This is a genomic window from Halorubrum sp. ARQ200, assembly GCF_005435115.1.
Classification (GTDB): Archaea; Halobacteriota; Halobacteria; order Halobacteriales; family Haloferacaceae; genus Halorubrum; species Halorubrum tropicale.
Genome location: NZ_SGTZ01000002.1, coordinates 15391 through 39041 on the forward strand (window position 1 = coordinate 15391; position 23651 = coordinate 39041).

A 23651-nucleotide genomic window follows, 5' to 3' on the forward strand; every position below is an offset into this window, starting at 1 on the left:
CCCACGGGGAGGGCCGCCCGCCGGAAAACCCTACCCATCCGGCGCCCGACTGCCGCCCGGCGACACCCTCGATCGACCGTCGCTGACCGCCTTCCCGACCGGTCAGCCGACAGGTCCGCCGACCGGTTCCCCGGCCGACAGGACTTTGCGGGTGGGCGTTCCGTACCCACGCATGTACGACGACATCCTCCTGCCCGTCGCCCCCGGCGGCGAGGCGAACGACGCCATCCCGCACGCGGCCAGCCTCGCCGAGCGGTACGACGCGACGGTCCACGTCCTCTCGGCCGCCGATACCGCCGCCGACACGCTCGCCGGCCCTCGGGCGGGCGTGTTCTCCGACCGACTGGCGGACGCGGCCGAGGAACGGGTCGAGGCGGTGACCGCCGAGTTGGAGGCGAGGGGCGTCGAGACGGTCGGCAGCGTCGTCCGCGGCGACCCCTTGGAAGTCATCGAGAACGCCATCGACGACGGCGCCGACATCGTCGTCATGCCGAGCCACACCCGTCGGGGGATCCGCCGGTTCCTCCTCGGCAGCGTCACTGAGAAGGTCGTCCGCGTCGCGTCGGTGCCGGTGGTGACCGTCCCGATGGCCGACCCCGACGAGGCCGAGGCGGACCCGCCGGACACCGGCGAGGCGGGCGACCCCGAGCCGTCCGGCGCCCAGTGACGGGCGCGTCGAACGGACGCGACACGGTCACGCGCGCCTTCCGCGTCGCGTACGACGGGCGGGCGTACGCCGGCTTCCAGCGCCAGCCCCACGCCCGCACCGTCGCGGACGCGCTCCTCGAAGCGCTCGCGGACCACGGCCTCGTCGAGCGCGGCGACGGGTCGACGCACGCCACGCCCACGGGCTACGCCGCGGCCGGGCGGACCGACGCCGGCGTCTCGGCTGTGGCCCAGACCGTCGCCTTCGAGGCGCCGACCTGGCTCACGCCCCGCGCGTTCAACGGCCACTTGCCGGGGTCGGTCCGCACGTGGGCGGCTGCCGACGTCGGCGACGGCTTTCACGCGACCCACGACGCGGCCCGGCGGACGTACCGGTACCACCTCTACGCCCCCGAGTCCGGGGCCGAATCCGCCTCGGACCGCGCGCGGCAGGACCCCGAGCACGCGGTCGACGACGACCGATTCCGGGAGGCGCTCGCGCGGTTCGACGGCGAACGCGACTTCCACAACCTGACGACCGACGAGACGGGGACGGTCCGCGACCTCGACGCGGGCGCGACCCGCGGGGGCGACACGCTCGTCGTCGAACTCTCGGCGGACGGCTTTCCGCGGGCGCTCGTGCGGCGGGTCGTCGCCGCGGCCCGCGCGGTCGGCCGCGGGACCGCCGACCTCGCGTGGATCGACCGACTGCTCGCCGCCGAGCCGATACCGGGCGACCGCGGGATCGGTCCCGCGCCGCCGGAGCCGCTCGTGCTGTGGGACGTGACCTACCCCGACGCCTCGTTCGCCGTCGACCGCGAGGCCGCGGAGAGCGCGCGCGTCGCCTTCGGCGAGCGACACAGGGACGCGCGACACGCCGCGTCCGCCACCGGCGCGGTCCGCGACAGGCTGTTCTCGGCGGTCGAGGGAGACTGACCGCGGGCGCCGACCGAGCCGCTCAGGCGGCCGAGCCGCCCGTCGGGGTCTCCATGCCGTCGACGCGGACCAAGAGGCTGTTGCCGTCGACGTTCGTCGCGTCGACGACGCCGGAGAGCCGCAGCCCGGTGGCCGGCGTCGGCCCGACCGTCACGTGGTCGCCCGCGTCGAAGGGGCCGACCGGACCGCGGATCACGAGCTCCGCGCGGCACAGTTCCGGGTTCGCGACGCTCGGCAGGTCTATCTCCGCGACGGTGACGTCCTCGACCAAGGTGCCCTCGCGCTCGACCGGCGTCGTCGCGGCGTCCTCCAAGCGCTCGATGCCGAGCGCGTCGTAGGCCCCGTCGGTCGGGATGTAGCCGCCGTCCGGCCCGGCGACGCCCTCGACGAGGCCGAGGGTGCTGAGGCTCCCCATCCGGTTCCGTACCGTCCCCGCGTTGCGGTCGATTGCGTCCGCGATCTCGCGGCCCTGTACCGGCGCCTCTCGACCCTCCGAGAGGTTCACGAGCGCTGTGAGCACGCGTTCCTGACTCGAACTTAACTGGATCTTCGACATGGTAAGATAGAACTAGATGCGGATAATAAATGTTTGCGTATAACGACATTATATGATTAGATCTGTGGTTATCTGCGCTGTTCCTACAAAAACAAGCAATGATTTTGGATACAAGACTTCATATACAAGTCACGGCACCGATCGAGATTCCCCATATACAATTATTTGAAAATATTTGTCTATAATTGCATGTGTATGTGGTTTTTCTTCTCTATCCCCACGAGACACTAGTAAATATACTACATCCTTATATTATCTACACCGCAAGTATTTATCACCGCGACCGGAAGCGGCGGACGACGAATGACGATCCAACGCGACGCCCGCGATCGCTCGCAGAGACGCGCCCGCGCTCCGCGCCGAACCGTCGGACGCTCCCGCGGGCGCACGAAGCGGACGGGGCGGACGGCCCGCGGAGGCGAGGATGGCTGACCGCGAGTCGGCGTTCGACCCGGACGATGCGGCCACCGAGCGCTCGGGGAGAGCGACGGGCTCAGGCGACGGCGGAGCGGCCGCCGGCCGGGTCCTCCCCGCCTCGCTGCTCCCGGACCGGGACCCCGCGCTCGAACGCGATCGAATCAGGTCGTTCGTGGCCGACCGGGTCGACGCCGCGGGCGCCGACGGCGTGGTCGTGAACATGAGCGGCGGGCTCGACTCGACGGCGACGGCCGCGCTCGCGGTCGAGGCGCTCGGGACAGACCGCGTGTACGGGCTGATCCTGCCGTGTAACAAGATCGGCGCGCCGCACGCCCGCGACGCCGAGGCGCTCGCGGAAGCGCTGGGTATCGACCACGACACGGTCCACCTCCAGCCGCTGTTCGCGCAGTTCGGCGCCGCGGTCCCGGACCGCTTCGACCTCCACGACGAGCCGGTGCGGTCCGGCAACGCCGTCGCGCGGCTCCGGATGGCGGTCGCCTACCTCGCCGCGAGCGCGACGGACCGCCTCGTCTGCGGCACCGCGAACCGGAGCGAGCTCCTGCTCGGCTACCTGACGAAACACGGCGACGGCGCGGCCGACCTGTTCCCGCTGGGCCACCTCTACAAGTCCGACGTGCGGGCGCTCGCGAGCGAGCTCGACGTGCCGGAGTTCGTCGTCGAGAAGGCGCCGACGGCGGGCTTCCTCCCGGGACAGCGCGACGCGGAGGACCTGGGCGCGCCGTACGAGGTCATCGACCCGGTCCTCCACCTCGGCGTCGACCGCGGGCTCAATCCCGAGTCCGTCGTCGAGCGGATCGCGGCGGCGCTCACGGAGGGCAAATCCCCCGCGGCCGACGCCGGGGCCGGCACCGACCTCGGCGCGGTCGACCGCGAGCTCGTCGCGGACCTGCTCGGGCGTCACCGCGCGTCGGCGCATAAGCGGCTTCCCGCGCCGACGCCGGACGCTGACCTGGAGTGAACGACCGGCGGGCCCGTCCCCCCGCTCGATCAGTCCCAGTCGGCCGGCCAGAGATCGGCGGCGCGCATCCCGGTCTCGAAGTCGGCCTCGCGGAACGCGGCCGCGAGCTCGTCGCGGTCGAGCCGCGGGAGGTCGCGTTCGGGCGCCGCGAACTCGGCGACGAGCAGCGCGACCAGCATCGCGTGTTCGCGGACGTTCCTGTCGTCCACCTTGTCCCGCGTGTCCGCGTGCGTGTGCCCCCAGCCGCGCCCGCGGTCGCCCGAGTCGCTGTGGAGCTGGAGCGCCGGCACGCCGCGGCGCACGAACGGCCACTGGTCGGAGAACGGGTGCGGCTGCGCGTCGACCTCGATCGGCTGCCGGGTCGCGGTCGACACCGCCTCCGCGACCGACGCGGCCGCCGTGGAGGCGTGCGCGAGCGCGACGAGGTCCCGGAACCGCCCGGCTCCGTCGACGTTGACCACGCCCTTCACCCGGTCGAGGTCCAGCCGGTCGGCGAGGTGCTCCGCCCCGAGCAGCCCCACCTCCTCGGCGCCCACCGCGACGACGTCGACGCCGATCGGGAGGTCGGCGTCCGCCAGGATGTCGGCCGCGGTCGCGACCGTCGCGATCCCGCAGCCGTTGTCGAGCGCGCCCTCCGCGATGTCGTGGGCGTCGTAGTGTGCGAGCAGCAGGACCCGCTCGTCGGTGCCCGGCCCGGTGCTCCCGAGGACGTTGCGGCTCTCGCCGGGCGTCGTCGACGCCTCGACCGACAGCTCCGCCCGTGCGACGTCGTCTTTCGCGGCCCCGACGGCGCCGGCCTCGACGCCCACAGCGTACTCGCGCAGCCACGCGCCGGTCTCCTTCGAGACGCCGACCGCCACGGCCTCGGCCTCCTCGCCGAACGTGAGCGACCCGGTGGGGGGCAGCTGGCCGTCGAGGTGGTTGACGAACACGAACCCGACGGCGCCCGCGTCGATCGCGTAGCCGAACTTCTCCATGCGGTGGACGAACCGGCCGCCGGAGGGCGTGGTCGTCGACGCGACCGCGATCCGGCCCTCGACGTCGCGCTCATCGATCTCCGCGGGGGTGCCGTAGCCCACGTCGACGAGTTCGCCCGAGACGCTCCCCGACGGCGAGTACGGCAGCGCCAGGGCCCCGAACGAGCGCGTCGACGGCTGGCCGTCACGGCCCGAGACGGTCGCGTCGAGCGACGCCGACCCGCGCTCCCAGACCGGGAGGTCGAACGGCTCCGTGCGCACGTCCGCGAGCCCGACGCGCTCGAATACATCGGCGACGAGGCCCGCCGCCCGGCGCTCGCCCTCGCTCCCGGCCATCCGGCTCCCGATCGCGGTGAGGTCGGTGAGGAAGCGCCACGGATCGTCGTCGGTCCAGGTCGCGCCGAGGGCGGGGGCGAGTTCGTCCGCGCGCTCGCGGACGCGGTCGACCGCCGCGGCCGCCTCGGGTCGCGCCGCGTCTGCTGCGTCGTCGGTCATGGGCGTGCGTCCGTCGGTGAGGGCTTAAGCGTGTGGCTCGCGGCACCGCGGCTCGGAGCCGGCCGGCGTCCGCCGAAACGCTACGTTCAAGTGGGACGGTCAGGTATCTCGACTTGAGCACCGTTGGTCCAGTGGTAGGACATTAGCTTCCCAAGCTAATAGCCCGGGTTCAATTCCCGGACGGTGCATTCCTGCGGCGAACAATCCGTGAGCCGCAGGAATCAGCAGGGGAATTGAACCCTATCGGACGCGCGCAGCGAGTGAAACGAGCGAGCACGTCTGATTCCGGTTCAATTCCCGGACGGTGCACTTCTGACGGACTTTGTCAGTCAGCGTTTGCCTCGCTTCGCTCGGTAAACACTCTTCGGTCGTGCTCCGTCCGTTGTCCCGTTCACTCCGCTCACGGGACTCCCGGACGGTGCATTCCTGCGGCGAACAATCCGTGAGCCGCAGGAACCGTAGCCGAATCCGCTCCGGAAACTCGGTGCCGACACGGCCGCTCGCGGTCAGAAGATGTTCGCCTGATCGTACACGGAGATTCCGGTGTCCGTGATGTCGTACGGCTTCGTCTCGCGGGAGTGGTTCGCGTCGCGGATCTTCTGGATCTCGACGGCCAGCCGGGTCTCGCGGAAGTCGGAGCCGCGGACGTACTGGAGGACGAAGACGGCGTCCGTGAGGTACTCCACGATCCCGTGCCGCGAGGCGTACGGCGTGTCCTCGCTCGCCTCGGAGGTGAGCAGCGTGGTGACGCCCGATTCCTTCAGCGAGCGCGTGAACCCGAACACCTCCGACCGGCGCTTCGCCGGGTGGTCGTACATCATCTCCAGGAGGGAGACGGAGTCGAGCACCAGCCGGTCGGCGCCGAACTCGGAGATGAGCCGGACGAGGTCGTTGCGGATCGACGACAGTGAGTTGGCCATCTCGATCGGGTCGATGGCGACGACCGCGAGGCGGTCCTCGTCGGCGTGTTCGCGGAACGACCACCCCTTCTCGGTCGCGGTGTCGAGGATCGACTCGCGCGTCTGTTCCAGCGTGATGTAGATCCCTCTGTTCCCGGACTCGAGCGCGCGGTTGAGGAACTGGAGCGCGAACGTCGTCTTCCCCGTCCCGGCGCCGCCGATGACAGACAGCAGCGACCGCTTGGGGACCCCGCCGAGGATCATGTCGTCGAGCCCCTCGATCCCGATGTCGGTCCGCGTGATCTCCGACTCGAACTCGTCCGGGTCGGCGTCGAAGTCGGGCGGGCCGCCGGCGTCCGCGTCGCCCCCGAGGTCGCCGAACCCGAAGTCGTCGTCGCCGGCGGTCGCGGCGCCGCGGTAGCCGCCGAAGGGGTCGCCACCGCCCTCGGTCCCGCCGCCGCCCGCGCCGCTCGGTCCGCCGCCTCCTCCCCGACTCCCGCCGAAGGGGTCGTCCGCGCCGAACGGGCCCCCACCGCCCGAACCGGTGTCCGTCCCCGCGCCGGAGCCGCTCTCGGGGACGCCGTCAGCGTCTGTCCCGCCACCCCCGCCGAAGGGGTCGTCCCCGCCGAGGGAGTCGAACCCCTCGTCCGCGTCGAGGTCGCCGAACGCGTCGGCCGGCACGCCGTCGTCCGCCGATGGGGGGGTCTGCCCTTCGCCTCCGGACTCGTCGTCGCCTCCGACATTGCCGTCGAACGAGCCGCCGTCGTCGGCCGCGGCCCCCGCCTCGTCCGTTTCCGTGCCTACCTCCTCGCCCGCATCTTCGGACTTAGATTCGGAGTCGGCACCGCCGCCCAAGTCGCCGAGCTCGGCCGCCGGATCGTCGTAGTCGGTCGACACGGGATCAGGCTCGCCGTCCTCCGAATCGCCGTTCGCGGGATCGATTTCTGCCGCTCCGTCGGCCGGGCCGTCCGCCGCTCCCTCGTCGTCGCCGGATCCGCCCGCCGCGTCGCCCACCGGCCGCTCGTCGGACTCCTCGTCGGTCTCGCGCAGCGCGCGCTCGAACCAGTCGTCCTCCTCGCTCATCGTTTTCGCCGCCCGTGGGGGGTCGACATGGCCCGAGCAACGCGGCCGAGCGGCTTGAAACTTTCCGGCGGGGCGCCGAGACCCGGGAACCCGGCGGAGCCGCCCGATGTCCGCACGCTTTTATCCGGGGATCGGGATGGGTCTGCCATGGAAGTGGGCATCGTGGCGCGAAAGGGCAGCGAGCGGGCGGCGTCGCTCGCGGCGACGCTCAGAGACGTCGTCGTCGACGCGGACGAGAGCGTCTGGCTCGACGAGGAGACCGCCGCAGCCCTCGACGCCGGCGACGAGGCCCGGCCGGTCGGCGCGTTCGACGACTGCGACCTGGTCGTCGCGGTCGGCGGCGACGGGACGTTCCTGTTCGTCGCGCGCAACGCCGGCGACACCCCGATCGTGGGCGTGAACCTCGGCGAGGTCGGCTTTCTTAACGCCGTCCAGCCGGCGGACGCGGCGACGGCGCTCCGCGCCGAGATCCGGGCGTTTCGCGACGGCGGCTTGGACGTCCGCGAGGCTCCGCGGCTCGCGGCCAGCGCCGGCGACTGGACCTCGACGCCGGCGGCGAACGAGGTGGTCGTCCAAGGCGGGCGCCGCGGGCCGGGCGGCGGCATCGACTACGAGGTGCGCGTCGACGGCTCGCGGTACGCCGGCGGCCACGCCGACGGGGTCCTCGTGGCGACGCCGACCGGGTCGACGGCGTACAATCTCTCCGAGCGCGGCCCGCTGGTCCACCCCGATGTCGGGGGACTGGTCGTCAACGAGATGGTCGCGGACGAGGGGATGCCGCCGCTCGTGGTGGACGCCGACGCGACCGTCACCGTCGCCGTCGAGAGCGACGCGGGAGCGACGGTCGTCAGCGACGGCCGCGACACCGAGACCCTCGACGGGCCGGTCGAGGTGACAGTCGAGCGCGCCGCGCCGCCGATACGGATCGCGGGGCCGCCCTCCGACTTCTTCGAGGCGCTCGGGAAGCTGTCGTGACCGTGGCGGTCGCGCCGGCGACCCCCGCTCGAACGCACCCACAAAGCGTTTACCGGACGCCCGCGGACGCGGGAGCGTGAATCGCCGGACCACGGTCGGTCGGTACGCGCTCGGCGGGACCGCCGTCGCCGCGATCGCGGCGGTCGCGCTCGCGGTCTCCCCGGAGGCGGCGCTCTCGCGGCTCCGCTGGCTCGCGACCGATCCGCTCCGCTTCGGCGCCGCCGTGGTCGTGCTGGCGGCCGTCAGACCGCTCCTCGCGTGGCCGACGACGCTGCTCGCCGTCGTCGTCGGGTTCGGATACGGCTGGGTCGGGACGCCGTTCGCGCTCGCGCTCGTGGTCGGCACCGCCGTGCCCCCGTACGCGCTCGCTCGGGCGGGGCGGCTCAGGCTCGGGGGCGACCTCGACACAGTCGAGGACTCGGGCGTCGCAGCGCGGTTCTGTCGCGCCGGCGAGCGCTTCGCGGCCGAGTCCGGCGGCGTGCGCGCCGTGGCCGGGACGCGACTCCTGCCGCTCCCCTCCGACGCGGTGACGGTCGGCGCCGCGGCCGCGGGGGTCGGGGCCCGACCGTTCGTCTTCGGGACCGCGCTCGGCGAGCTGCCGTGGGTCCTCTGCGGGGTCGCCGTCGGCGTCTCGCTCGACCGCCTCGCGGCGGGCAGCGGGTCGCTCGTGGACCCCGCGGTGATCCTCGGGATGGCCGGCGTCGGCGCGCTGGTGCTGGCCGGCCCCCTGTACCGGACGTTCGTGCGGTCGGACGCGGCGGCCGCCTGACTAAATAGAGAGCGACGCCGCTCCGCGAGCGGTCGGGTGAACGGATCGGAGAAAGCGAAGACCGTCCGTGCGTCGTCGTCGCGCGGACGATCCGTGCGGGTCGTGTGCCTCTGACGGCGACGGGATGCCTCGAGTCGGGGACCGACCGCAGCGGCGCGCGCATTCCCCCGGTCCCCGAATCCCGGGAACCGACCCAGCCCTGACCCCGAAGCCGCGGCGCGGTCCGCGCTCGCGCGTGCGTGCGACGGTCGCGACCGCGGCTCCAACGGGGGACCGGGGGACTGCGGCGGCGCTACGCGTCGGCGGTCTCGTTGTCGCCGCTCGAACCGCTCCCGTCGGACTCGCTCGACTCCTCGTACCCCACCTCGATGCCGCTCGGCACGGGCCGGAGGAGATAGCGGCCGTTCCCCCGGAGCACCGGCGCGAAGTCCGCGGTGAACGTCGTCCGCGTGTTCTCGCGGATCTCGAACGACTCGTTGAACTTCAGGGGCGCGTTGCCCGGCAGGTCGACGGTCGCGTCGCTCCCGTCGGTGAGCGTCCCGTCTGCCGACGACACGTCCAGTTGGAGGTACGGGTACTCGCCGGTCTGAAGCTCGCGCTCGTCGATCAGCTTCGTCTCGCCGTTCTGAAGCTCGACGAGGTCGGCCTCCTGCGGCTCGTCGAACTCGAAGTACTCGCGACCCTCCTCGGCGTCCTCCTCCCCGTCGGTCTCGTTGCCGCCGGCGTCCGCGTCGTCGCCCTCGCCCGAGTCGTCACCGGTGTCGGTCTCGTTGCCGTCCTCGTCGTCCGACTCGGCGCCCTCCGGCCCGAGCCAGAACCCCTCGACGGTGACGACGAGCGACTCGAAGTCGCCGATGTCCGCCGGCTGGTCCGTGACCTGCGTCGCGAGCGTCCCGGTCGCGCGGCCGACGCAGCCGGCGAGGCCGGCCGCACCGAGCGCCGCGGCGCCGGTCGCCCGAAGGTAGGTCCGGCGGTCGAGCGCGTCGAAGTCGGGCTTGCGGTCCGTCACGTTACGCACCCCCGTCGGCGTCCGTTCCGTCGCTCGCGTCGCTCTCGCCGGCGCCGTTCCCGGCGACCTCGCTCACGGTCTCGCCGAGGTCGTCGACGCCGCCGTCGAGGAACTCGTTCACGCTGTCGAGGATGCCGCCGACGAAGTCGGGCACCCGGTCCGGGAGGTCGCCCGGCGGCCCGGCGTCGCCGGGGGCGTCGTCCGGGCCGGGCGTCGCCGCGCCGGCACCGGCGGCCGCGCCGGTCCCGATCAGTACGACCGTGGCCAGCGCCACGAGCAGCGTCGTTCGGAGTGCGTTCATTGCGACTCGGCTTCGGGCCCCGATACCCTTTAATGACGCAAGCCGTTCAGCCGAATTTCGCCCGATTTAATTCGGTTAAACGGAGAATAGAGCCCCTGAAAACGGGATGTACCCGTACTCAGCGAGTACTTATAAACGACCGCTCACGTCGACCGAGGGAGAAGCCGCTCGCGCGGCGAGTCGAACTCCGCCCGCGCGGCCGGGGAGGGGAAGGGAGATCCGCTTGGTCGATGGTCGGGCCGCCGCGCCCGCGACGCGAACCGGACGCGGACCAGACCCGAAGAGTCGCGCCGCCTACGGCTCCAGCCGGTTCGGGTCGCGCGGGAACATGATCGCCTCTTTGATGTTGTCGAGGTCGGCGACCTTCTGGACGAGGCGATCGATGCCGAGCCCGTAGCCGCCGTGCGGGGGCGTGCCGTAGCTCAGCGCCTCGATGTAGAACTCGAAGTTGCTCGTCTCGACGCCCTCTTCCTCCATCACTTCGACCATACGCTCCACGTTGTGCTCCCGCTGCCCGCCCGAGGAGAGCTCCTGGCCTTTATAAATCAGGTCGAACTTCCGGGAGGCGATGTCGTCGTCGGGGACGTCCTGCATATAGTAGAACTTCTCGTCGGGGTAGCCGACGACAAAGAACGCGGGGTGGCCCTGCTCCTCGAAGTGCTCGCCGAGCAGCTTCTCCCCCTTCGTGTCGAGGTCGGTCGGGTCGTCCGGGAAATGCCCGTACTCGGTCTCTAAGATGTCGAGCGCCTCGTCGAAGGTGATCCGCGGGAAGTCGTCCTCGGGGACCTCTAAGTCCACGTCCAGGAGGTCGAGCTCGCGCTCAGCGTTCTCGGCGACCTCGCTGAGCGCGTACCGGAGCGACTCCTCTTGGACGTCCATCACGTCGTCCTCGTCGTCGATGTACGCCAGCTCGACGTCGAACATCGCGATCTCGGAGACGTGTCGCGAGGTCGCGAAGTCCTCCGCGCGGAACGCGGTGCCGGTCTCGTAGACGGCCTCGTAGCCGGAAGCCATCAGCATCTGCTTGTACAGCTGCGGGCTCTGCGAGAGGAACGCGTCCTGGTTGTAGTAGAGGATCGGGAACAGCTCCGCGCCGCCCTCGGCGCCCCCCTTCGAGATCAGCGGCGTCTTGATGTCGACGTACCCCTCCGACTCGAACCACTCCTCCATCGCGGTGATCAGCTCCGAGCGCAGGGTGAACACCGCCAGCGTCTCCGGCTTCCGGAGGTCGAGCGCGCGGTTGTCGAGCCGAGTCGAGAGGTCGACCTCGATGTCCTTCGAGATCTCTAAGGGCAGCGGCGAGTCGGCCTCGTCGATGACCTCGTACTCGGTGGGCGCGATCTCGACGCCGCCGGGCGCCTGGTCGCTCTCCAACGGTTCGCCGACGACGCGGACCACGTCCTCGGCGCCGACGTCCTGAACGGCCTCGAACAGCTCGGGCTCGCGCTCCTCCTTGAAGACGATCTGGATGAGCCCCTCGCGGTCGCGTACGATGAGGAAGACGAGGCCCCCAAGGTCGCGGATCTCGTGGACGTGGCCGGCGATGGCGACCTCGTCCGCGTCCGGTTCGACGTCCGACGTGTGAATGCGCTCGATCATGGCGGTGACTGCTTACGCGCAACTGGTCGGGCGGCCGGCATAGGCCTGTCGTCTCGTCGTCGACGGAACGGGACGCCCGCGGCCGCTCCGGCGGATTCTCGGCGCCTCTCGGATCGAACACGCCGTGTTATGTGGTCGCATAACTAACATAATTTTAATATGGAACCGACATATGCGGTGATCAACGGCGCATTCCGCGCCGCGGAACCCGACTATGACCCGCTCCACCACCTCGACGCTCGTGCGGTCCGCGAGCGTCGCGTTCCTCGGGTGGAGCGGGATCGGCTCCGGGATTCCGAACCTACGGTCCGTCCACCCGACCGCGTGACGCGCGTCGGCTGGGGAGGTTTCCCCGCGGGACGGACCGCACCCCGTTCTCTCCAGCCGCGGCTGTCCGTCGCGCGCGTCGAGTCGGACGACCGTCACCCTCGCGAGCGCCGCCGACGGCGTTCGAGGACGCGGGCCGATCGGTCCCGGGGTCGCGACCCGGGACGCCGACCGGCCGCGCCGCGTTCGACTCGCGGCGAGGGCGTATGGCGGCAGCCATCCACACGCCGTCGGTCGAGGCCACGGTGACCGTCCGCGTCTCGCAGGCGGCCACCGGCGACCTCGTCGCCGGCGCCAGAGCACAGATCGAGCGAATCGACGGCCTCCGCGTCGAGGAGCTGGATATCGCCGGCCTCCGCCCCGGCCTCAACGACACCACGGTCGAGGCGGTCGCCACCCTCGCGGTCGACGAGGAGGCGGCCTCGGCGGCCGAGTTCGGCACGGGCGAGTCGGTCGTCGCTGACCGCGTCCGGGAGCGCCTCGCCGACGGCTTCGGTGTCGACCCCGAGCGCGTCGAGCGCGTCGACCCGCCCGACTGACGGGCCGGTCGCGACGTCGGCGCCCCGCTACTCGTCGCCGAGCCGCTCCCGCACCGCCGCCTCCGCTCGCCGGAGCACCTCCCGGATCGGGAGGCTCGTCGCCTCCGCGACCGCGGCCGCGTCGTCGTACTCCCCGCTGACGTCGTAGACCTCCCCGTCAGTCGTCGAGGCGACCTTCACGGTGACCTCGTGGTCGGCGCCGTCGACCCGGAGCGTCGCCGTCTCGAACTCTCGTTCCGCGATCCAGCGGTGACTCGCCCCGGACTGGCGCACGCCGAGCGTCCCCGTCTCACGGGCGAGTCGCTCCGCGACCGCCTCGGCGTCCGCCGGCTTACAGATCACCTTCACGAGGTGGCCCGGACGGGACTTCTTCATCGTCGTCGGAACGATCGTCACGTCCCGCGCGCCGGCCCGTTCGAGCGTCTCCTGAAGCCCGCCGAGGACCTCCGGCGCGGCGTCGTCGAGGTTGGTCTCCAAGACGACAATGTCGTCGCGGACGAGGCTGCCGCCCGCGGTTCGTTCCCGATCGGTCTCGCTCTCCTCCCGTCCCCCGTCGCCGACGAGCGCCCTGAGGACGTTCGGATGGCGCTCGAAGTCGGCGTCACCGGCGCCGTAGCCCGCGCGCTCGACCGTCAAGGCCGGGACCGCGTCGACGCCCTCCGCGACGGCCCCGAGGATCGCGGCGCCCGTAGGCGTGAGCAGTTCGCGGTCGATCGGCCCGCCGCCGACCCGGAAGCCGGCCCGGCTCGCGATCTCTGTCGTCGCCGGGGCCGGCACCGGGTACGTGCCGTGGCTCATCTCAACCGTCCCACCGCCGGCGGCGACCGGCGTCGTGACCACGCGCTCCGGGTCGAGGTCCGCTAACAGCAGCGCCGCGCCGACCACGTCGGCGATCGCGTCGTCCGCCCCCACCTCGTGGAAGTGCGTCTCGTCGAGGTCGGTGCCGTGGACCGACGCCTCCGCGCGCCCGAGTAGTTCGAAGGCGTCGAGCGCGGTCGACTCGACCGCGGCGGGGAGGCCCATCGACTCGACGAGGTCGACCACCTCGCGGTAGGAGCGGTGGACGCCGGCGCCCTCGGCGTGCGTCTCGTCTCGGGAGGCGTCCGTCTCGTGGTCATGACCGTGGTCGTGACTATGGTCGTTGTCGGGGCTATGGTCGTGACCGTGACTATGATCGTTGTCGTGGGCGTGGCCGCGATCCGAATCGGCGTCTCCCGCGTCGTCGCCGTCGACGAGGACGTCGACGGTCGTCGCGCGGATCCCGTTCTTCTCCGTCTCGCCGACCGCGTACCGGACCGGGAGCGCGTCGCGCACCGGGCCGAGGACCGCGGGGTCGGCGCCGGCCGCGATCAGCGCGGCGCAGATCATGTCGCCGGCGGCGCCGGTCCGACCGTCGAAGACGAGCGTTCGCATGGCTCCTCCGAGGCGACTGTCCGACAAATACCCCCGGATCGGCGGCTCCGTCGAGCCTATCGGCCGGTGACACGTCCGAGCCGACGGTAGTCGCCGGAGGGTCCGCACACAGGCTGGGACCGCGAGCAACGCCGGCGGGACACTCTCCGTTTCACCAATCATATCCGCGTCGCCGAGCGATCGGCTCGTACCGTGCCCTCCGGAATCAGCGAGGTCGTCTTCAGCGAACCGTCCGGCGGACTCAACGCGTACGCGATGTTCGCCTCCTCACTCCTCATGGCGAGCATCTACGTCTACTTCGGCGTCCTCCGCGGCGTCGCCTCGGTCAACGCGCTCGTCATGGCGGTCGGGTTCGCGCTGTCCGGGGTCGCCGAGTCCCTGCCGGCGGAGCGTCGCCGGTTGGCGGGCTGGGTTCGTGTCGCTGCGGTCCTCCTGTTGACAGGGCTGCTCTTGGTCACGGTTTTCGCCCCCGAAGTCGTTCTCGGCCCGCGGTAGCGGCGTCGCTTCGACGCACACGCCGCGGCGAACGGCGAACGAACGTCCGGTAGAGCGGCCGCGAGTCCACGGCGAAAACGCACGCTTACGACGGGGTTTTATGACCGGACTCCGTATCGTGCTATATGATCACACAGCCTATCGCGGCCGCCGATCGGACCGGCGGAATCGGCGGGCCGGGCACGGGCAACAGGCTTATTCCCGGACCGGATCCAGATACGACCATCCCCCGCGAGGAATCATGAACGAAGTCCAACTCGAAGTGGCGAAGGCGTACCCGAACGACTCGGGGCGCGGCATCGCCCGACTCGACCCCGACACCCTGCTCCACCTGAAGCTCTCGCCCGGCGACATCATCGAGATCGAGGGCGCGGAGACGACCGCCGCGAAGGTCTGGCGCGCCGACCGCCAGGACTGGAACACCGACACCGTGCGCGTGGACGGGTTCACGCGGCAGAACGCGGACGTCGGCATCGGCGAGCGCGTCACTATCCGGAAGGCGGAGGCAGAAAAGGCCGACAAGCTGGTGTTGGCCCCGCCGGAGGAGGCGTCGGTCCAGTTCGGATCCGACGCCGCCGGCATGGTCAAACGGCAGATCCTCAAGCGCCCGGTCGTCGAGCGCGACATCGTTCCCGTGATGTCGTCGACGAACCACCCGTTCATGCGGTCGCCCGGGCAGGCGATCCCGCTGATCGCGGTCGAGACGGAGCCCGACGGCGTCTGTCTCATCACCGAGGACACGGAGGTCGAGCTTCGCGAGGAACCGATCTCCGGGTTCGAGAAGACCGGGGGCGGAATCACCTACGAGGACATCGGCGGCCTCCAGTCCGAGATCCAGCGCGTCCGCGAGATGGTCGAGCTGCCGATGAAGCACCCGCAGATCTTCTCGAAGCTCGGCATCGAGCCGCCGCAGGGCGTCCTGCTCCACGGGCCGCCGGGGACCGGGAAGACCCTGCTCGCGAAGGCCGTCGCCAACGAGACCTCGGCGTCGTTCTTCTCGATCGCCGGGCCGGAGATCATCTCGAAGTACTACGGCGAGTCCGAACAGCAGCTCCGCGAGATCTTCGAGGACGCGAAGGAGGAGTCGCCCTCGATCATCTTCATCGACGAGCTGGACTCCATCGCGCCGAAGCGCGAGGACGTGACGGGCGAGGTCGAGCGCCGCGTCGTCGCCCAGCTGCTGACGATGATGGACGGGTTAGAGACCCGCGGACAGGTGATCGTCATCGGCGCGACGAACCGCGTCGACAGCGTCGACCCCGCGCTCCGCCGGCCGGGCCGGTTCGACCGCGAGATCGAGATCGGCGTCCCCGACGAGGTGGGCCGCAAGGAGATCCTCCAGATCCACACCCGCGGCATGCCGCTGTCGGACGACGTGAGCTTAGACCACCTCGCCGACGAGACGCACGGCTTCGTCGGCGCCGACATCGAGAGCCTCACCAAGGAGGCCGCGATGAAGGCGCTGCGCCGATACCTCCCCGAGATCGACTTAGACGAGGAGGAGGTGCCCCCGAGCCTCATCGACCGGATGATCGTCAAGCGCGACGACTTCTCCGGCGCGCTCAACGAGGTGGAGCCGTCGGCGATGCGGGAGGTGCTCGTCGAGCTCCCGAAGATCTCGTGGGACAACGTCGGTGGGCTCGAAGACGCCAAACAGCAGGTCCAAGAGTCCGTCGAGTGGCCGCTCACCTCGCCGGAGAAGTTCGACCGGATGGGCGTCGACGCCCCGAAGGGCGTGCTACTGTACGGCCCGCCCGGCACCGGGAAGACGCTGATGGCGAAGGCCGTCGCCAACGAGACGAACGCGAACTTCATCTCGGTGCGGGGGCCGCAGCTGCTCTCGAAGTGGGTCGGCGAGTCGGAGAAGGCGATCAGACAGACCTTCCGGAAGGCCCGGCAGGTGAGCCCGACGATAATCTTCTTCGACGAGCTGGACAGCCTCGCGCCCTCGCGCGGTCAGGAGATGGGGAACAACGTCTCCGAGCGCGTCGTCAACCAGCTCCTGACGGAGCTCGACGGCCTCGAAGACATGGGCGACGTGATGGTCATCGGCGCGACGAACCGGCCGGACATGATCGACCCCGCGCTGCTGCGCTCTGGCCGGTTCGACCGGCTCGTGATGATCGGCCAGCCCGACCGGGAGGGCCGCGAGCAGATCCTCGACATCCACACCCGGAACACGCCGCTCGCGCCCGACGTGAGTCTCCGCGAGGTCGCGGAGATCACCGACGGCTACGTCGGCTCCGACCTGGAGGGGATCGCCCGCGAGGCCGCGATCGAGGCGCTGCGCGACGACGACGACGCCGAGGAGGTCGAGATGAAGCACTTCCGGCGCGCGATGGAGTCGGTGCGCCCGACCATCAACGACGACATCCTCGCGTACTACGAGGACGTCAGAGAGCAGTTCAAGGGCGGCGGCGGCGAGTCGCTCCGCGACACCGGCGGCCGGATCGGCTTCCAGTGAGCGCCTGAGTCGCGGAGCCGCAAATCGCCCCGCTCGGACCCGTCGCGATCGACCGTTTTTGCGTTCCCGCATCGAAGCGGAGACCGATATGTCCGACGGCGTGCTCGTCGGCGTGGATGTCGAGCAGCGATCGCCCCGTTCCGCTCCTTTTAACCTCGACAGCGACCAAGCGGAGGCATGTCCCAGCCCCGCGTCCCCGGCGGCGACGAGAACGCGCTGGAGCTACCCTGCGGGGAGACGGTCGGCGTCGGCGAACTGGACCTCGGGATGCGCGAGTACGAGTGCGCCTGCGGCGAGACGCACGCGGTCGTGATGGACGTTCACCCGCCCGAGCGGTTCCTCCCGGAGTTCCTCGTCGAGGTCCTCCGCGAGGCGATCGACACCACCAGCGAGGAGATGCCCGAGTTCGACACGCCGCACCTGCTCGGCGTCGTCTTGGAGGAGTTCCCCGAGGCGGTCGTCGCGCACGACGCCAGCGAGAACGCCGACGTCGGGTACGCGATGGTCTGGGTCACCGAGTTCGACTCCCGCCGGCTCCACGAGATCGTCGTCGAGCTCGTCGTCGAACTGATGGAACACGCCGTGAGCCACGCCGACGACGACGAGGCGCTCTCGGCGTTCGAGCGGGAGATGGTCGAGTTCGACGTGAGCGAGTTCGTCGACCAGTACCGCGCCGAGCGCGACCTCGAGGCCGAGGACCCGTACGCCTGATCGCGGGCGACGACGGGCTCCGCCGCCCACCCCGGCGTGTCCGGTCTCGCCGCGATCGGCGACTCAAACTCCCGATAACGGGGCTCTCAGCCCTCCTGTCTGACGGTTGTCCGACTCCTGTCTCACTGAACCCTATATATTCGGGGACCGTACGTAAGACGTATGAGCGCCGGTGAATACGACCGGTACGACCGGATCCGGAGCGTGCTCGCCGAGGCCGACGAGCCGCTGACGGCGCGGGAGATCCTCGCGCTCGCGGGGGAGTGCGAGGAGATCGACAGTCCCCACCGCGTCGCCACCGTGCTGGGACGGTGGGCCGAGCGCGGCGAGGTCGAGGTCATCGCGGACCGGCCCTATCGGTACCGGCTCGAAACCTGAGCGCAGGCCCCCGCGGCAAGGGACACGCGCTCACTCCGGCCCGAACCGGAGCGTGCCGCCGGTCGGGTCGAGCGTCGCGACCGCACCGAGCGGGAGCGGGAACGAGGGGTCCGTGTGGCCGAAGTCGTAGCCGAAGCCGGCGACGACGCCGGGCGCGTACCGTTCGAGCTCTCGGGTCGCGACGCGCCGTATGTCGGCGGGGTACTCCTCGGGGTCCGGGTCCCACTCCAGCGGCGGCGCGTTGGTCCGCGGGCGCCCGAAAACGACGCCGCCGAACCGCTCCAACAATCCGCGTTCGCCCATCGCGCAGAGCGTGTACCCGACCTCGCGCGGCGGCGGGGCGTCCTCTGAGGTCTCCAGCGCGAGGACGGCCCCGTCGAGCCGCTCGGGGTCCGGGAGGAACCGGTCCGTCTGCAGGTGCCACTTCACGATCGCGAAGGAGCCGCCCCAGGTTCGGCCACGGACCGCCTCCTCGGGGTCGGCGTCCGGCCCGACCCACGTCGTCGGACCAGGGTTCTCGCGCCACTCGCGCGGCTCGCCCGTCTCGAAGTCGAACCACTCGTCCGTCCACTCGTCGGCGGGGTCGACGGCGCCGAGCGAGTCTTCGAACAGCGCGCGTCGGAGGTACCGCTCGGTGTACGGGTGGAGTTCGGCGTCGCAGACGAGGTCCGGGTGAACCCCGAGCCCGTAGCTGACGATCCCGCGGTTCCAGAGGAACAGCCGGAGGTTGTCGTTGTCGCTGTAGCCGAAAAAGCGGGTCGGGTTCGCCGCGAGGGCGTCGCCGTCGAGGTGTCGTAAGACTCGGATCTGATCGTCGCCGCCGGTGTACGCCATCACGGCGCCGACCTCCGGGTCCGCGAAGGCGTCCTCGATGTCGGCCGCGCGCGCTCCGGGCGACGCCGGTTCGTCGCGGTCGGGGTCCGCCGTCGGATAGACCCGCGTCTCGACGCCAAGCGCGGCGAGTCGATCGCGACCGATCCGGAGCGTCGCCGCGTCAGCCGGCCGCGAGGGCGCCACGATCGCGAGCGCCTGGTCGTCGCCGAGCGACGGCGGCGTCGTAAACACCATGTTGGCGGGCTGCGTCCGGTGCCTTGATAAATCGTCGGGAGGCGTGTTACGCTGTTTCGTGCGCCATGGTCTGACGTACCTTGCGAAAATCGCAAACTCGCTGCGAGATTCGTATTCTATCGTCGGCCTTATTACGATGAGCGTATTCGGTCCGCGTAATGAGCGAGGACCGGACGATTCTCCTTATCGGCAGCGGACCGATTCAGATCGGACAGGCGGCCGAGTTCGACTACTCGGGCGCCCAGGCGTGTCGCGCGCTCCAAGAGGAGGGCGCCCGCGTCGTCTTGGTGAACTCGAACCCCGCCACCATCATGACCGACCCCGAGACGGCCGACCGGGTGTACATCGAGCCGATCACGCCCGAGGCCATCGCGGAGGTCATCCGCATCGAGGAGCCGGACGGCGTCATCGCGGGGCTCGGCGGGCAGACCGGGCTCAACGTCACCGCCGAACTCGCGGAGGAGGGGATCTTGGAGGAACACGGCGTCGAGGTGATGGGGACGCCGCTGGACACCATCTACGCGACGGAGGACCGCGACCTGTTCCGCCAGCGGATGGAGGGCCTCGGACAGCCGGTCCCGAAGTCGACCACCATCTCCTTGGACGACGACGAGTCGGTCACCGACTTCGACGAGGCGGCCTTCCGCGAGCGCGTCCGGGAGGCGGTCGACGCGGTGGGCGGCCTCCCAGTCATCGCGCGGACGACCTACACCCTCGGCGGCTCCGGCTCCGGCGTCGTCGACGAGTTCGAGGAGCTGGTCGAGCGCGTCCGGAAGGGGCTGCGGCTCTCGCGCAACAGCGAGGTGCTGATCACGGAGTCCATCGCGGGCTGGGTCGAGTTAGAGTACGAGGTGATGCGGGACGCCGACGACTCCTGTATCATCATCTGTAACATGGAGAACATCGACCCGATGGGGATCCACACCGGCGAGTCGACGGTCGTCACGCCGTCGCAGGTGATCCCCGACGACGGTCACCAGGAGATGCGGGACGCGGCGCTCGAAGTGATCCGCGACTTAGGGATCCAGGGCGGCTGTAACATCCAGTTCGCGTGGCACGACGACGGCACCCCCGGCGGCGAGTACCGCGTCGTCGAGGTGAACCCCCGCGTCTCGCGCTCCTCCGCGCTCGCGTCGAAGGCGACCGGGTACCCGATCGCCCGCGTCACGGCGAAGGTCGCACTGGGCAAGCGGCTCCACGAGATCGACAACGAGATCACCGGCGAGACGACGGCGGCCTTCGAGCCCGCCATCGACTACGTGGTGACGAAGGTGCCGCGGTGGCCCATCGACAAGTTCGACGACGTGGACTTCGAGCTCGGCACCGCGATGAAGTCCACCGGCGAGGCGATGTCGATCGGCCGCACCTTCGAGGAGAGCATGGTGAAGGCGCTCCGCTCCTCGGAGTACGACCCCGCCGTCGACTTCGACGCGGTCGACGACGGCGAGCTGGAGTCGGAGTATCTCGAACGGCCGAGCCCGGACCGCCCGTACGCGATGTTCGAGGCGTTCGACCGCGGGTACTCGGTCGACGAGGTCATCGACCTGACTGGCATCCACCGCTGGTACGTCGAGCGCTTCGAGAACATCGCCGAGGGCACCGCCGCGGCCGCCGAGGGCGACTTCACCGAGGCCGCGATGGTCGGCCGCACCGACGCCGAGATCGCGGCGACCGCGACCGCCGGCGGCGTCGACGCCGACGTGGGGCAAGTCGAGAGCGCCGTCCCCGACCGCACCTACAAGCAGGTCGACACCTGCGCGGGCGAGTTCGAGGCCTCCACCCCGTACTACTACTCCGCGCGCCTACCGGAGTTCCTCCGGGGCGCCGACACCGCGGGCGCGGCGAACGAGGTCCGCGTCGACCCCGACGTCGAGAGCGTCGTGGTCGTCGGCGGCGGGCCGATCCGCATCGGGCAGGGCGTCGAGTTCGACTACTGCGCGGTCCACGCGGTGCGCGCGCTCCGCGAGCTGGGCATCGACGCGCACGTGATCAACAACAACCCCGAGACGGTCTCGACCGACTACGACACCTCCGACGGGCTGTTCTTCGAGCCCATCTCCGCCGAGGAGGTCGCCGACGTGATCGAGACGACCGGCGCCGACGGCGTGATGGTCCAGTTCGGCGGGCAGACCTCCGTCAACGTGGGCGAACCCCTCGAGGCGGAGATCGACCGCCGCGGGCTCGACTGCGAAATCATGGGCACGAGCGTCGAGGCCATGGACCTCGCCGAGGACCGCGACCGGTTCAACGTCCTGATGGACGAGCTGGGGATCGCCCAGCCAGAGGGCGGCACCGCGACGAGCGAGGCGGAGGCGCTCGAACTCGCCCACGAGATCGGCTACCCGGTCCTCGTGCGCCCCTCCTACGTGCTGGGCGGCCGCGCGATGCGTGTCGTCGAGGACGACGCCGAGCTGGAGGAATACATCGAGGAGGCGGTCCGCGTCTCGCCGGACAAGCCGATCTTAGTCGACCAGTTCCTCGACGACGCGGTCGAGCTGGACGTCGACGCCGTCGCGGACGGCGAGGACGTGCTGCTCGGCGGCGTGATGGAGCACGTCGAGAGCGCGGGCGTCCACTCGGGCGACTCCGCGTGCATGATCCCGCCGCGCTCGCTCGGCGACGAGACGCTCGGTCGGGTCCGCGAGGTCACCGAGGACATCGCCCGCGCGCTCGACACGGTCGGCCTGCTCAACGTCCAGCTCGCCGTGACCGGCGTCGACGACCCCGAGGCGGACAGCGAGGTGTACGTGTTGGAGGCGAACCCCCGCTCTTCGCGCACCGTCCCGTTCGTCTCGAAGGCGACGGGCGTCCCCATCGCGAAGCTGGCGGCGAAGGTGATGACCGACGACCTGACGCTCGCCGACCTCGACGCCGACGAGCAGATCCCCGCACACCGCTCGGTGAAGGAGGTCGTCCTGCCCTTCGACCGCCTGCCGGGCTCGGACCCGCGGCTCGGGCCGGAGATGAAGTCCACCGGCGAGGTGATGGGCACCGCGACCTCCTTCGGCAAGGCGTACGACAAGGCGCAGGACGCCACCGGGAAGCCGATCCCGGAGTCCGGCACCGCCGTCGTCGACCTCTCGGCCGAGGAGTTCCCGGACCCGGACACCGAGGCGGGCGAGGCGCTCGTCGCGGGCTACGCCGAGCACTTCGAGCTGAGCGGGGCGACGGACCTGATCGAGGCCGCCAAGCGCGGCGACCTCGACCTCATCGTCTCGCGCCAGCGCGACCTGCTGGAGGTCGCCGTCGAGGAGGAGATCACCTACTTCTCGACGCACGCCTCCGCGAAGGCGGCGCTCGAAGCCCTCGATCACGCAGGCGACGACCTCGACGTGATGGCGGTCTCGGACCGCCCGAAGCGCGTCGAGGACTGGGGCGCCGCGGAGTAGTCGCGGGTACTCCCGCACGTGACCGGTCCGTATTCGACATTTTAAGTCCCGACACGTCGTCAGTACGGTCATGACACGGGAGACGGTGAGAGATGCCATCACCGTCGTGTCCGTGCTCGTCGTTGTCGCGGTCGTGGCCGGCCAGCTCGCCGGACAGCCGGTCCTTCTCGGGTACGTTACCTCCGGAAGCATGGCGCCGACGCTTGAGGCCGGCGACGGGTTCGTCGCCGTGCCGGCAGCGGTGTCGGGACCCGTCGAGGAGGGGGATGTCGTCGTCTTCGAAGCGATCGAACTCGACGGAGGCGGGACGACGACCCACCGCGTCGTCGGATCGACGCCGGACGGCTATCTCACGAAGGGAGACAACAACCCCTTCCGGGACCAAGACGGCGACGAACCTCCGGTGACCGAGGATCGGATCGTCGCGACGGCGCTCCAGGTGAACGGTGAGGTCGTCCGAATTCCGGGGCTTGGGACCGCGATCACCGGCGTCCGAGACGCGGCCGGGGGCGTCGCGGCCGGGGCGGCCGGAGCGGTCGGTCTCGACTGGTCGCCGGACGGGCGCGGGCTCAGCGGGCTCTTCATCGCCGTCGGTCTGGCGCTGCTCCTGTTCATCCTCGCCGACGACCTCAGGAAGGCCGGCCGACGGATTCGGAGCCGAGACCGATCCCGAGGAGACGATGGGCTCGACGCTCGCTGGGTCGTACTCCTCGTGGCGCTGTTGATCCTCGTTCCGGCCAACGCGGCGATGATCGCTCCCAGCGGGACGCATCACGTGACCGTCGACGGCGACGACCTCCCGGCCGGGACGCTCCCGGGCGACGAGGTCGAGAACGAGTTCATCGCAGAGAACAACGGGCTCATCACGATGCTCGTCGTGCTCGAAACGGCCCATCCGGAGAGCGAGTTCGACCGGACTCAGCTGGCCGTTCCGCGGGGAGAGTCGGTGACGGCGACGCTGTCGACGACCGCACCGGAGCCCGGCGAGCGCGCGACGGTCGCGGTCTCGGAACACCGGTACTTCCTCGTGGTTCCGCCCTCCCTCATCCTCCGGCTCCACTCCATCCACCCGGCCGTCGCGGTCGGCGCGTTCAACTTGCTCGTCCTCGGGAGCGTCGTAACGCTGCTGGGGGCGCTCGTCGGCTCGGGGTCGGGGCGCGTCCGAGAGCCGAGGCGCGGTGCGTCGCTGAGCGTTCAACTGCGGCGGCTGTTCAAGTGATTGCGAGA

General features: G+C 70.6%; 20 protein-coding genes and 1 tRNA gene. 13 read left to right on the top strand and 8 right to left on the bottom strand.

Going from position 1 to position 23651, the window contains the following annotated elements; all coding sequences use genetic code 11:
• Positions 1–172: 172 nt before the first annotated feature.
• Together EXE50_RS03295 and truA are read left to right on the top strand one after the other, a co-directional pair.
• Entirely contained in the window at positions 173–667 is a 495-nt protein-coding gene (locus tag EXE50_RS03295) for a universal stress protein (RefSeq protein ID WP_053772583.1), read from the top strand.
• Positions 664–1581 (top strand): tRNA pseudouridine(38-40) synthase TruA, encoded by a 918-nt coding sequence (truA, locus tag EXE50_RS03300; RefSeq protein ID WP_053772584.1) that lies wholly within the window; start codon positions 664–666, stop codon positions 1579–1581. The genes EXE50_RS03295 and truA overlap by 4 nt, the downstream gene beginning before the upstream one ends.
• Before the next feature lie 22 nt (positions 1582–1603).
• Here the strand turns inward: truA and EXE50_RS03305 are convergent, their stop codons facing one another.
• Positions 1604–2137: an HTH domain-containing protein gene (locus EXE50_RS03305; RefSeq protein ID WP_137704364.1), complete on the bottom strand. Its 534-nt coding sequence runs from the start codon at positions 2135–2137 to the stop codon at positions 1604–1606.
• A 424-nt stretch (positions 2138–2561) separates the two neighbouring features.
• Here EXE50_RS03305 and nadE point away from each other — a divergent pair, with 424 nt between their 5' ends.
• The gene (gene nadE, locus EXE50_RS03310; protein ID WP_053772586.1) at positions 2562–3533 is read left to right on the top strand and encodes an NAD(+) synthase; all 972 of its coding nucleotides are present in this window, start codon (positions 2562–2564) and stop codon (positions 3531–3533) included.
• Between the two features lie 29 nt (positions 3534–3562).
• Here the strand turns inward: nadE and EXE50_RS03315 are convergent, their stop codons facing one another.
• Complete coding sequence (locus EXE50_RS03315; protein WP_137704365.1) at positions 3563–5005, bottom strand: M28 family metallopeptidase; 1443 nt, start codon at positions 5003–5005, stop codon at positions 3563–3565.
• 117 nt (positions 5006–5122) lie between these two features.
• Here EXE50_RS03315 and EXE50_RS03320 point away from each other — a divergent pair.
• A tRNA-Gly gene (locus tag EXE50_RS03320) sits at positions 5123–5193 on the top strand.
• A 318-nt stretch (positions 5194–5511) separates the two neighbouring features.
• On the opposite strand, the gene EXE50_RS03325 is transcribed toward EXE50_RS03320, so the two are convergent.
• On the bottom strand, positions 5512–6987 hold the full coding sequence (locus EXE50_RS03325) for a KaiC domain-containing protein (RefSeq protein ID WP_137704366.1): 1476 nt from the start codon (positions 6985–6987) through the stop codon (positions 5512–5514).
• 147 nt (positions 6988–7134) lie between these two features.
• Here EXE50_RS03325 and EXE50_RS03330 point away from each other — a divergent pair, with 147 nt between their 5' ends.
• Together EXE50_RS03330 and EXE50_RS03335 are read left to right on the top strand one after the other, a co-directional pair.
• A complete protein-coding gene (locus EXE50_RS03330; RefSeq protein WP_053772589.1) occupies positions 7135–7962 on the top strand; it encodes an NAD(+)/NADH kinase in 828 nt (275 codons plus the stop codon).
• 76 nt (positions 7963–8038) lie between these two features.
• Positions 8039–8731, top strand: coding sequence for a VTT domain-containing protein (locus tag EXE50_RS03335; RefSeq protein ID WP_137704367.1), 693 nt, complete (start codon positions 8039–8041; stop codon positions 8729–8731).
• Positions 8732–9023: 292 nt separating this feature from the next.
• Here EXE50_RS03335 and EXE50_RS03340 read toward each other — a convergent pair whose 3' ends face one another.
• From EXE50_RS03340 to aspS, 3 genes are all read right to left on the bottom strand, one after another.
• The gene (locus EXE50_RS03340) at positions 9024–9740 is read right to left on the bottom strand and encodes a DUF4382 domain-containing protein (protein ID WP_137704368.1); all 717 of its coding nucleotides are present in this window, start codon (positions 9738–9740) and stop codon (positions 9024–9026) included.
• A gap of 1 nt (position 9741) precedes the next feature.
• A complete protein-coding gene (locus EXE50_RS03345; RefSeq protein WP_137704369.1) occupies positions 9742–10041 on the bottom strand; it encodes a hypothetical protein in 300 nt (99 codons plus the stop codon).
• A gap of 294 nt (positions 10042–10335) precedes the next feature.
• Positions 10336–11640, bottom strand: a complete 1305-nt coding sequence (gene aspS / locus EXE50_RS03350; RefSeq protein WP_053772593.1) for an aspartate--tRNA(Asn) ligase — start codon at positions 11638–11640, stop codon at positions 10336–10338.
• Positions 11641–12173: 533 nt separating this feature from the next.
• On the opposite strand from aspS, the gene EXE50_RS03355 reads away from it, so the two are divergent.
• The gene (locus EXE50_RS03355) at positions 12174–12506 is read left to right on the top strand and encodes a hypothetical protein (RefSeq protein ID WP_053772594.1); all 333 of its coding nucleotides are present in this window, start codon (positions 12174–12176) and stop codon (positions 12504–12506) included.
• Between the two features lie 27 nt (positions 12507–12533).
• On the opposite strand, the gene larC is transcribed toward EXE50_RS03355, so the two are convergent.
• Complete coding sequence (gene larC, locus EXE50_RS03360; RefSeq protein WP_137704370.1) at positions 12534–13919, bottom strand: nickel pincer cofactor biosynthesis protein LarC; 1386 nt, start codon at positions 13917–13919, stop codon at positions 12534–12536.
• Between the two features lie 192 nt (positions 13920–14111).
• Here larC and EXE50_RS03365 point away from each other — a divergent pair, with 192 nt between their 5' ends.
• The 4 genes from EXE50_RS03365 to EXE50_RS03380 all read left to right on the top strand — a co-directional run bounded on the left by EXE50_RS03365 (position 14112) and on the right by EXE50_RS03380 (position 17967).
• Positions 14112–14414 (top strand): hypothetical protein, encoded by a 303-nt coding sequence (locus tag EXE50_RS03365; protein WP_053772596.1) that lies wholly within the window; start codon positions 14112–14114, stop codon positions 14412–14414.
• 241 nt (positions 14415–14655) lie between these two features.
• Positions 14656–16878 (top strand): CDC48 family AAA ATPase, encoded by a 2223-nt coding sequence (locus EXE50_RS03370; RefSeq protein ID WP_121600617.1) that lies wholly within the window; start codon positions 14656–14658, stop codon positions 16876–16878.
• Positions 16879–17055: 177 nt separating this feature from the next.
• A complete protein-coding gene (locus EXE50_RS03375) occupies positions 17056–17589 on the top strand; it encodes a DUF5815 family protein (protein WP_053772598.1) in 534 nt (177 codons plus the stop codon).
• Positions 17590–17751: 162 nt separating this feature from the next.
• The gene (locus EXE50_RS03380; protein WP_053772599.1) at positions 17752–17967 is read left to right on the top strand and encodes a hypothetical protein; all 216 of its coding nucleotides are present in this window, start codon (positions 17752–17754) and stop codon (positions 17965–17967) included.
• Positions 17968–17997: 30 nt separating this feature from the next.
• On the opposite strand, the gene EXE50_RS03385 is transcribed toward EXE50_RS03380, so the two are convergent.
• Complete coding sequence (locus EXE50_RS03385) at positions 17998–19035, bottom strand: S66 peptidase family protein (RefSeq protein WP_137704371.1); 1038 nt, start codon at positions 19033–19035, stop codon at positions 17998–18000.
• A 158-nt stretch (positions 19036–19193) separates the two neighbouring features.
• On the opposite strand from EXE50_RS03385, the gene carB reads away from it, so the two are divergent.
• Together carB and EXE50_RS03395 are read left to right on the top strand one after the other, a co-directional pair.
• Positions 19194–22424 (top strand): carbamoyl-phosphate synthase large subunit, encoded by a 3231-nt coding sequence (gene carB / locus EXE50_RS03390; RefSeq protein WP_137704372.1) that lies wholly within the window; start codon positions 19194–19196, stop codon positions 22422–22424.
• 70 nt (positions 22425–22494) lie between these two features.
• The gene (locus EXE50_RS03395; RefSeq protein ID WP_137704373.1) at positions 22495–23643 is read left to right on the top strand and encodes a signal peptidase I; all 1149 of its coding nucleotides are present in this window, start codon (positions 22495–22497) and stop codon (positions 23641–23643) included.
• Positions 23644–23651: the final 8 nt, after the last annotated feature.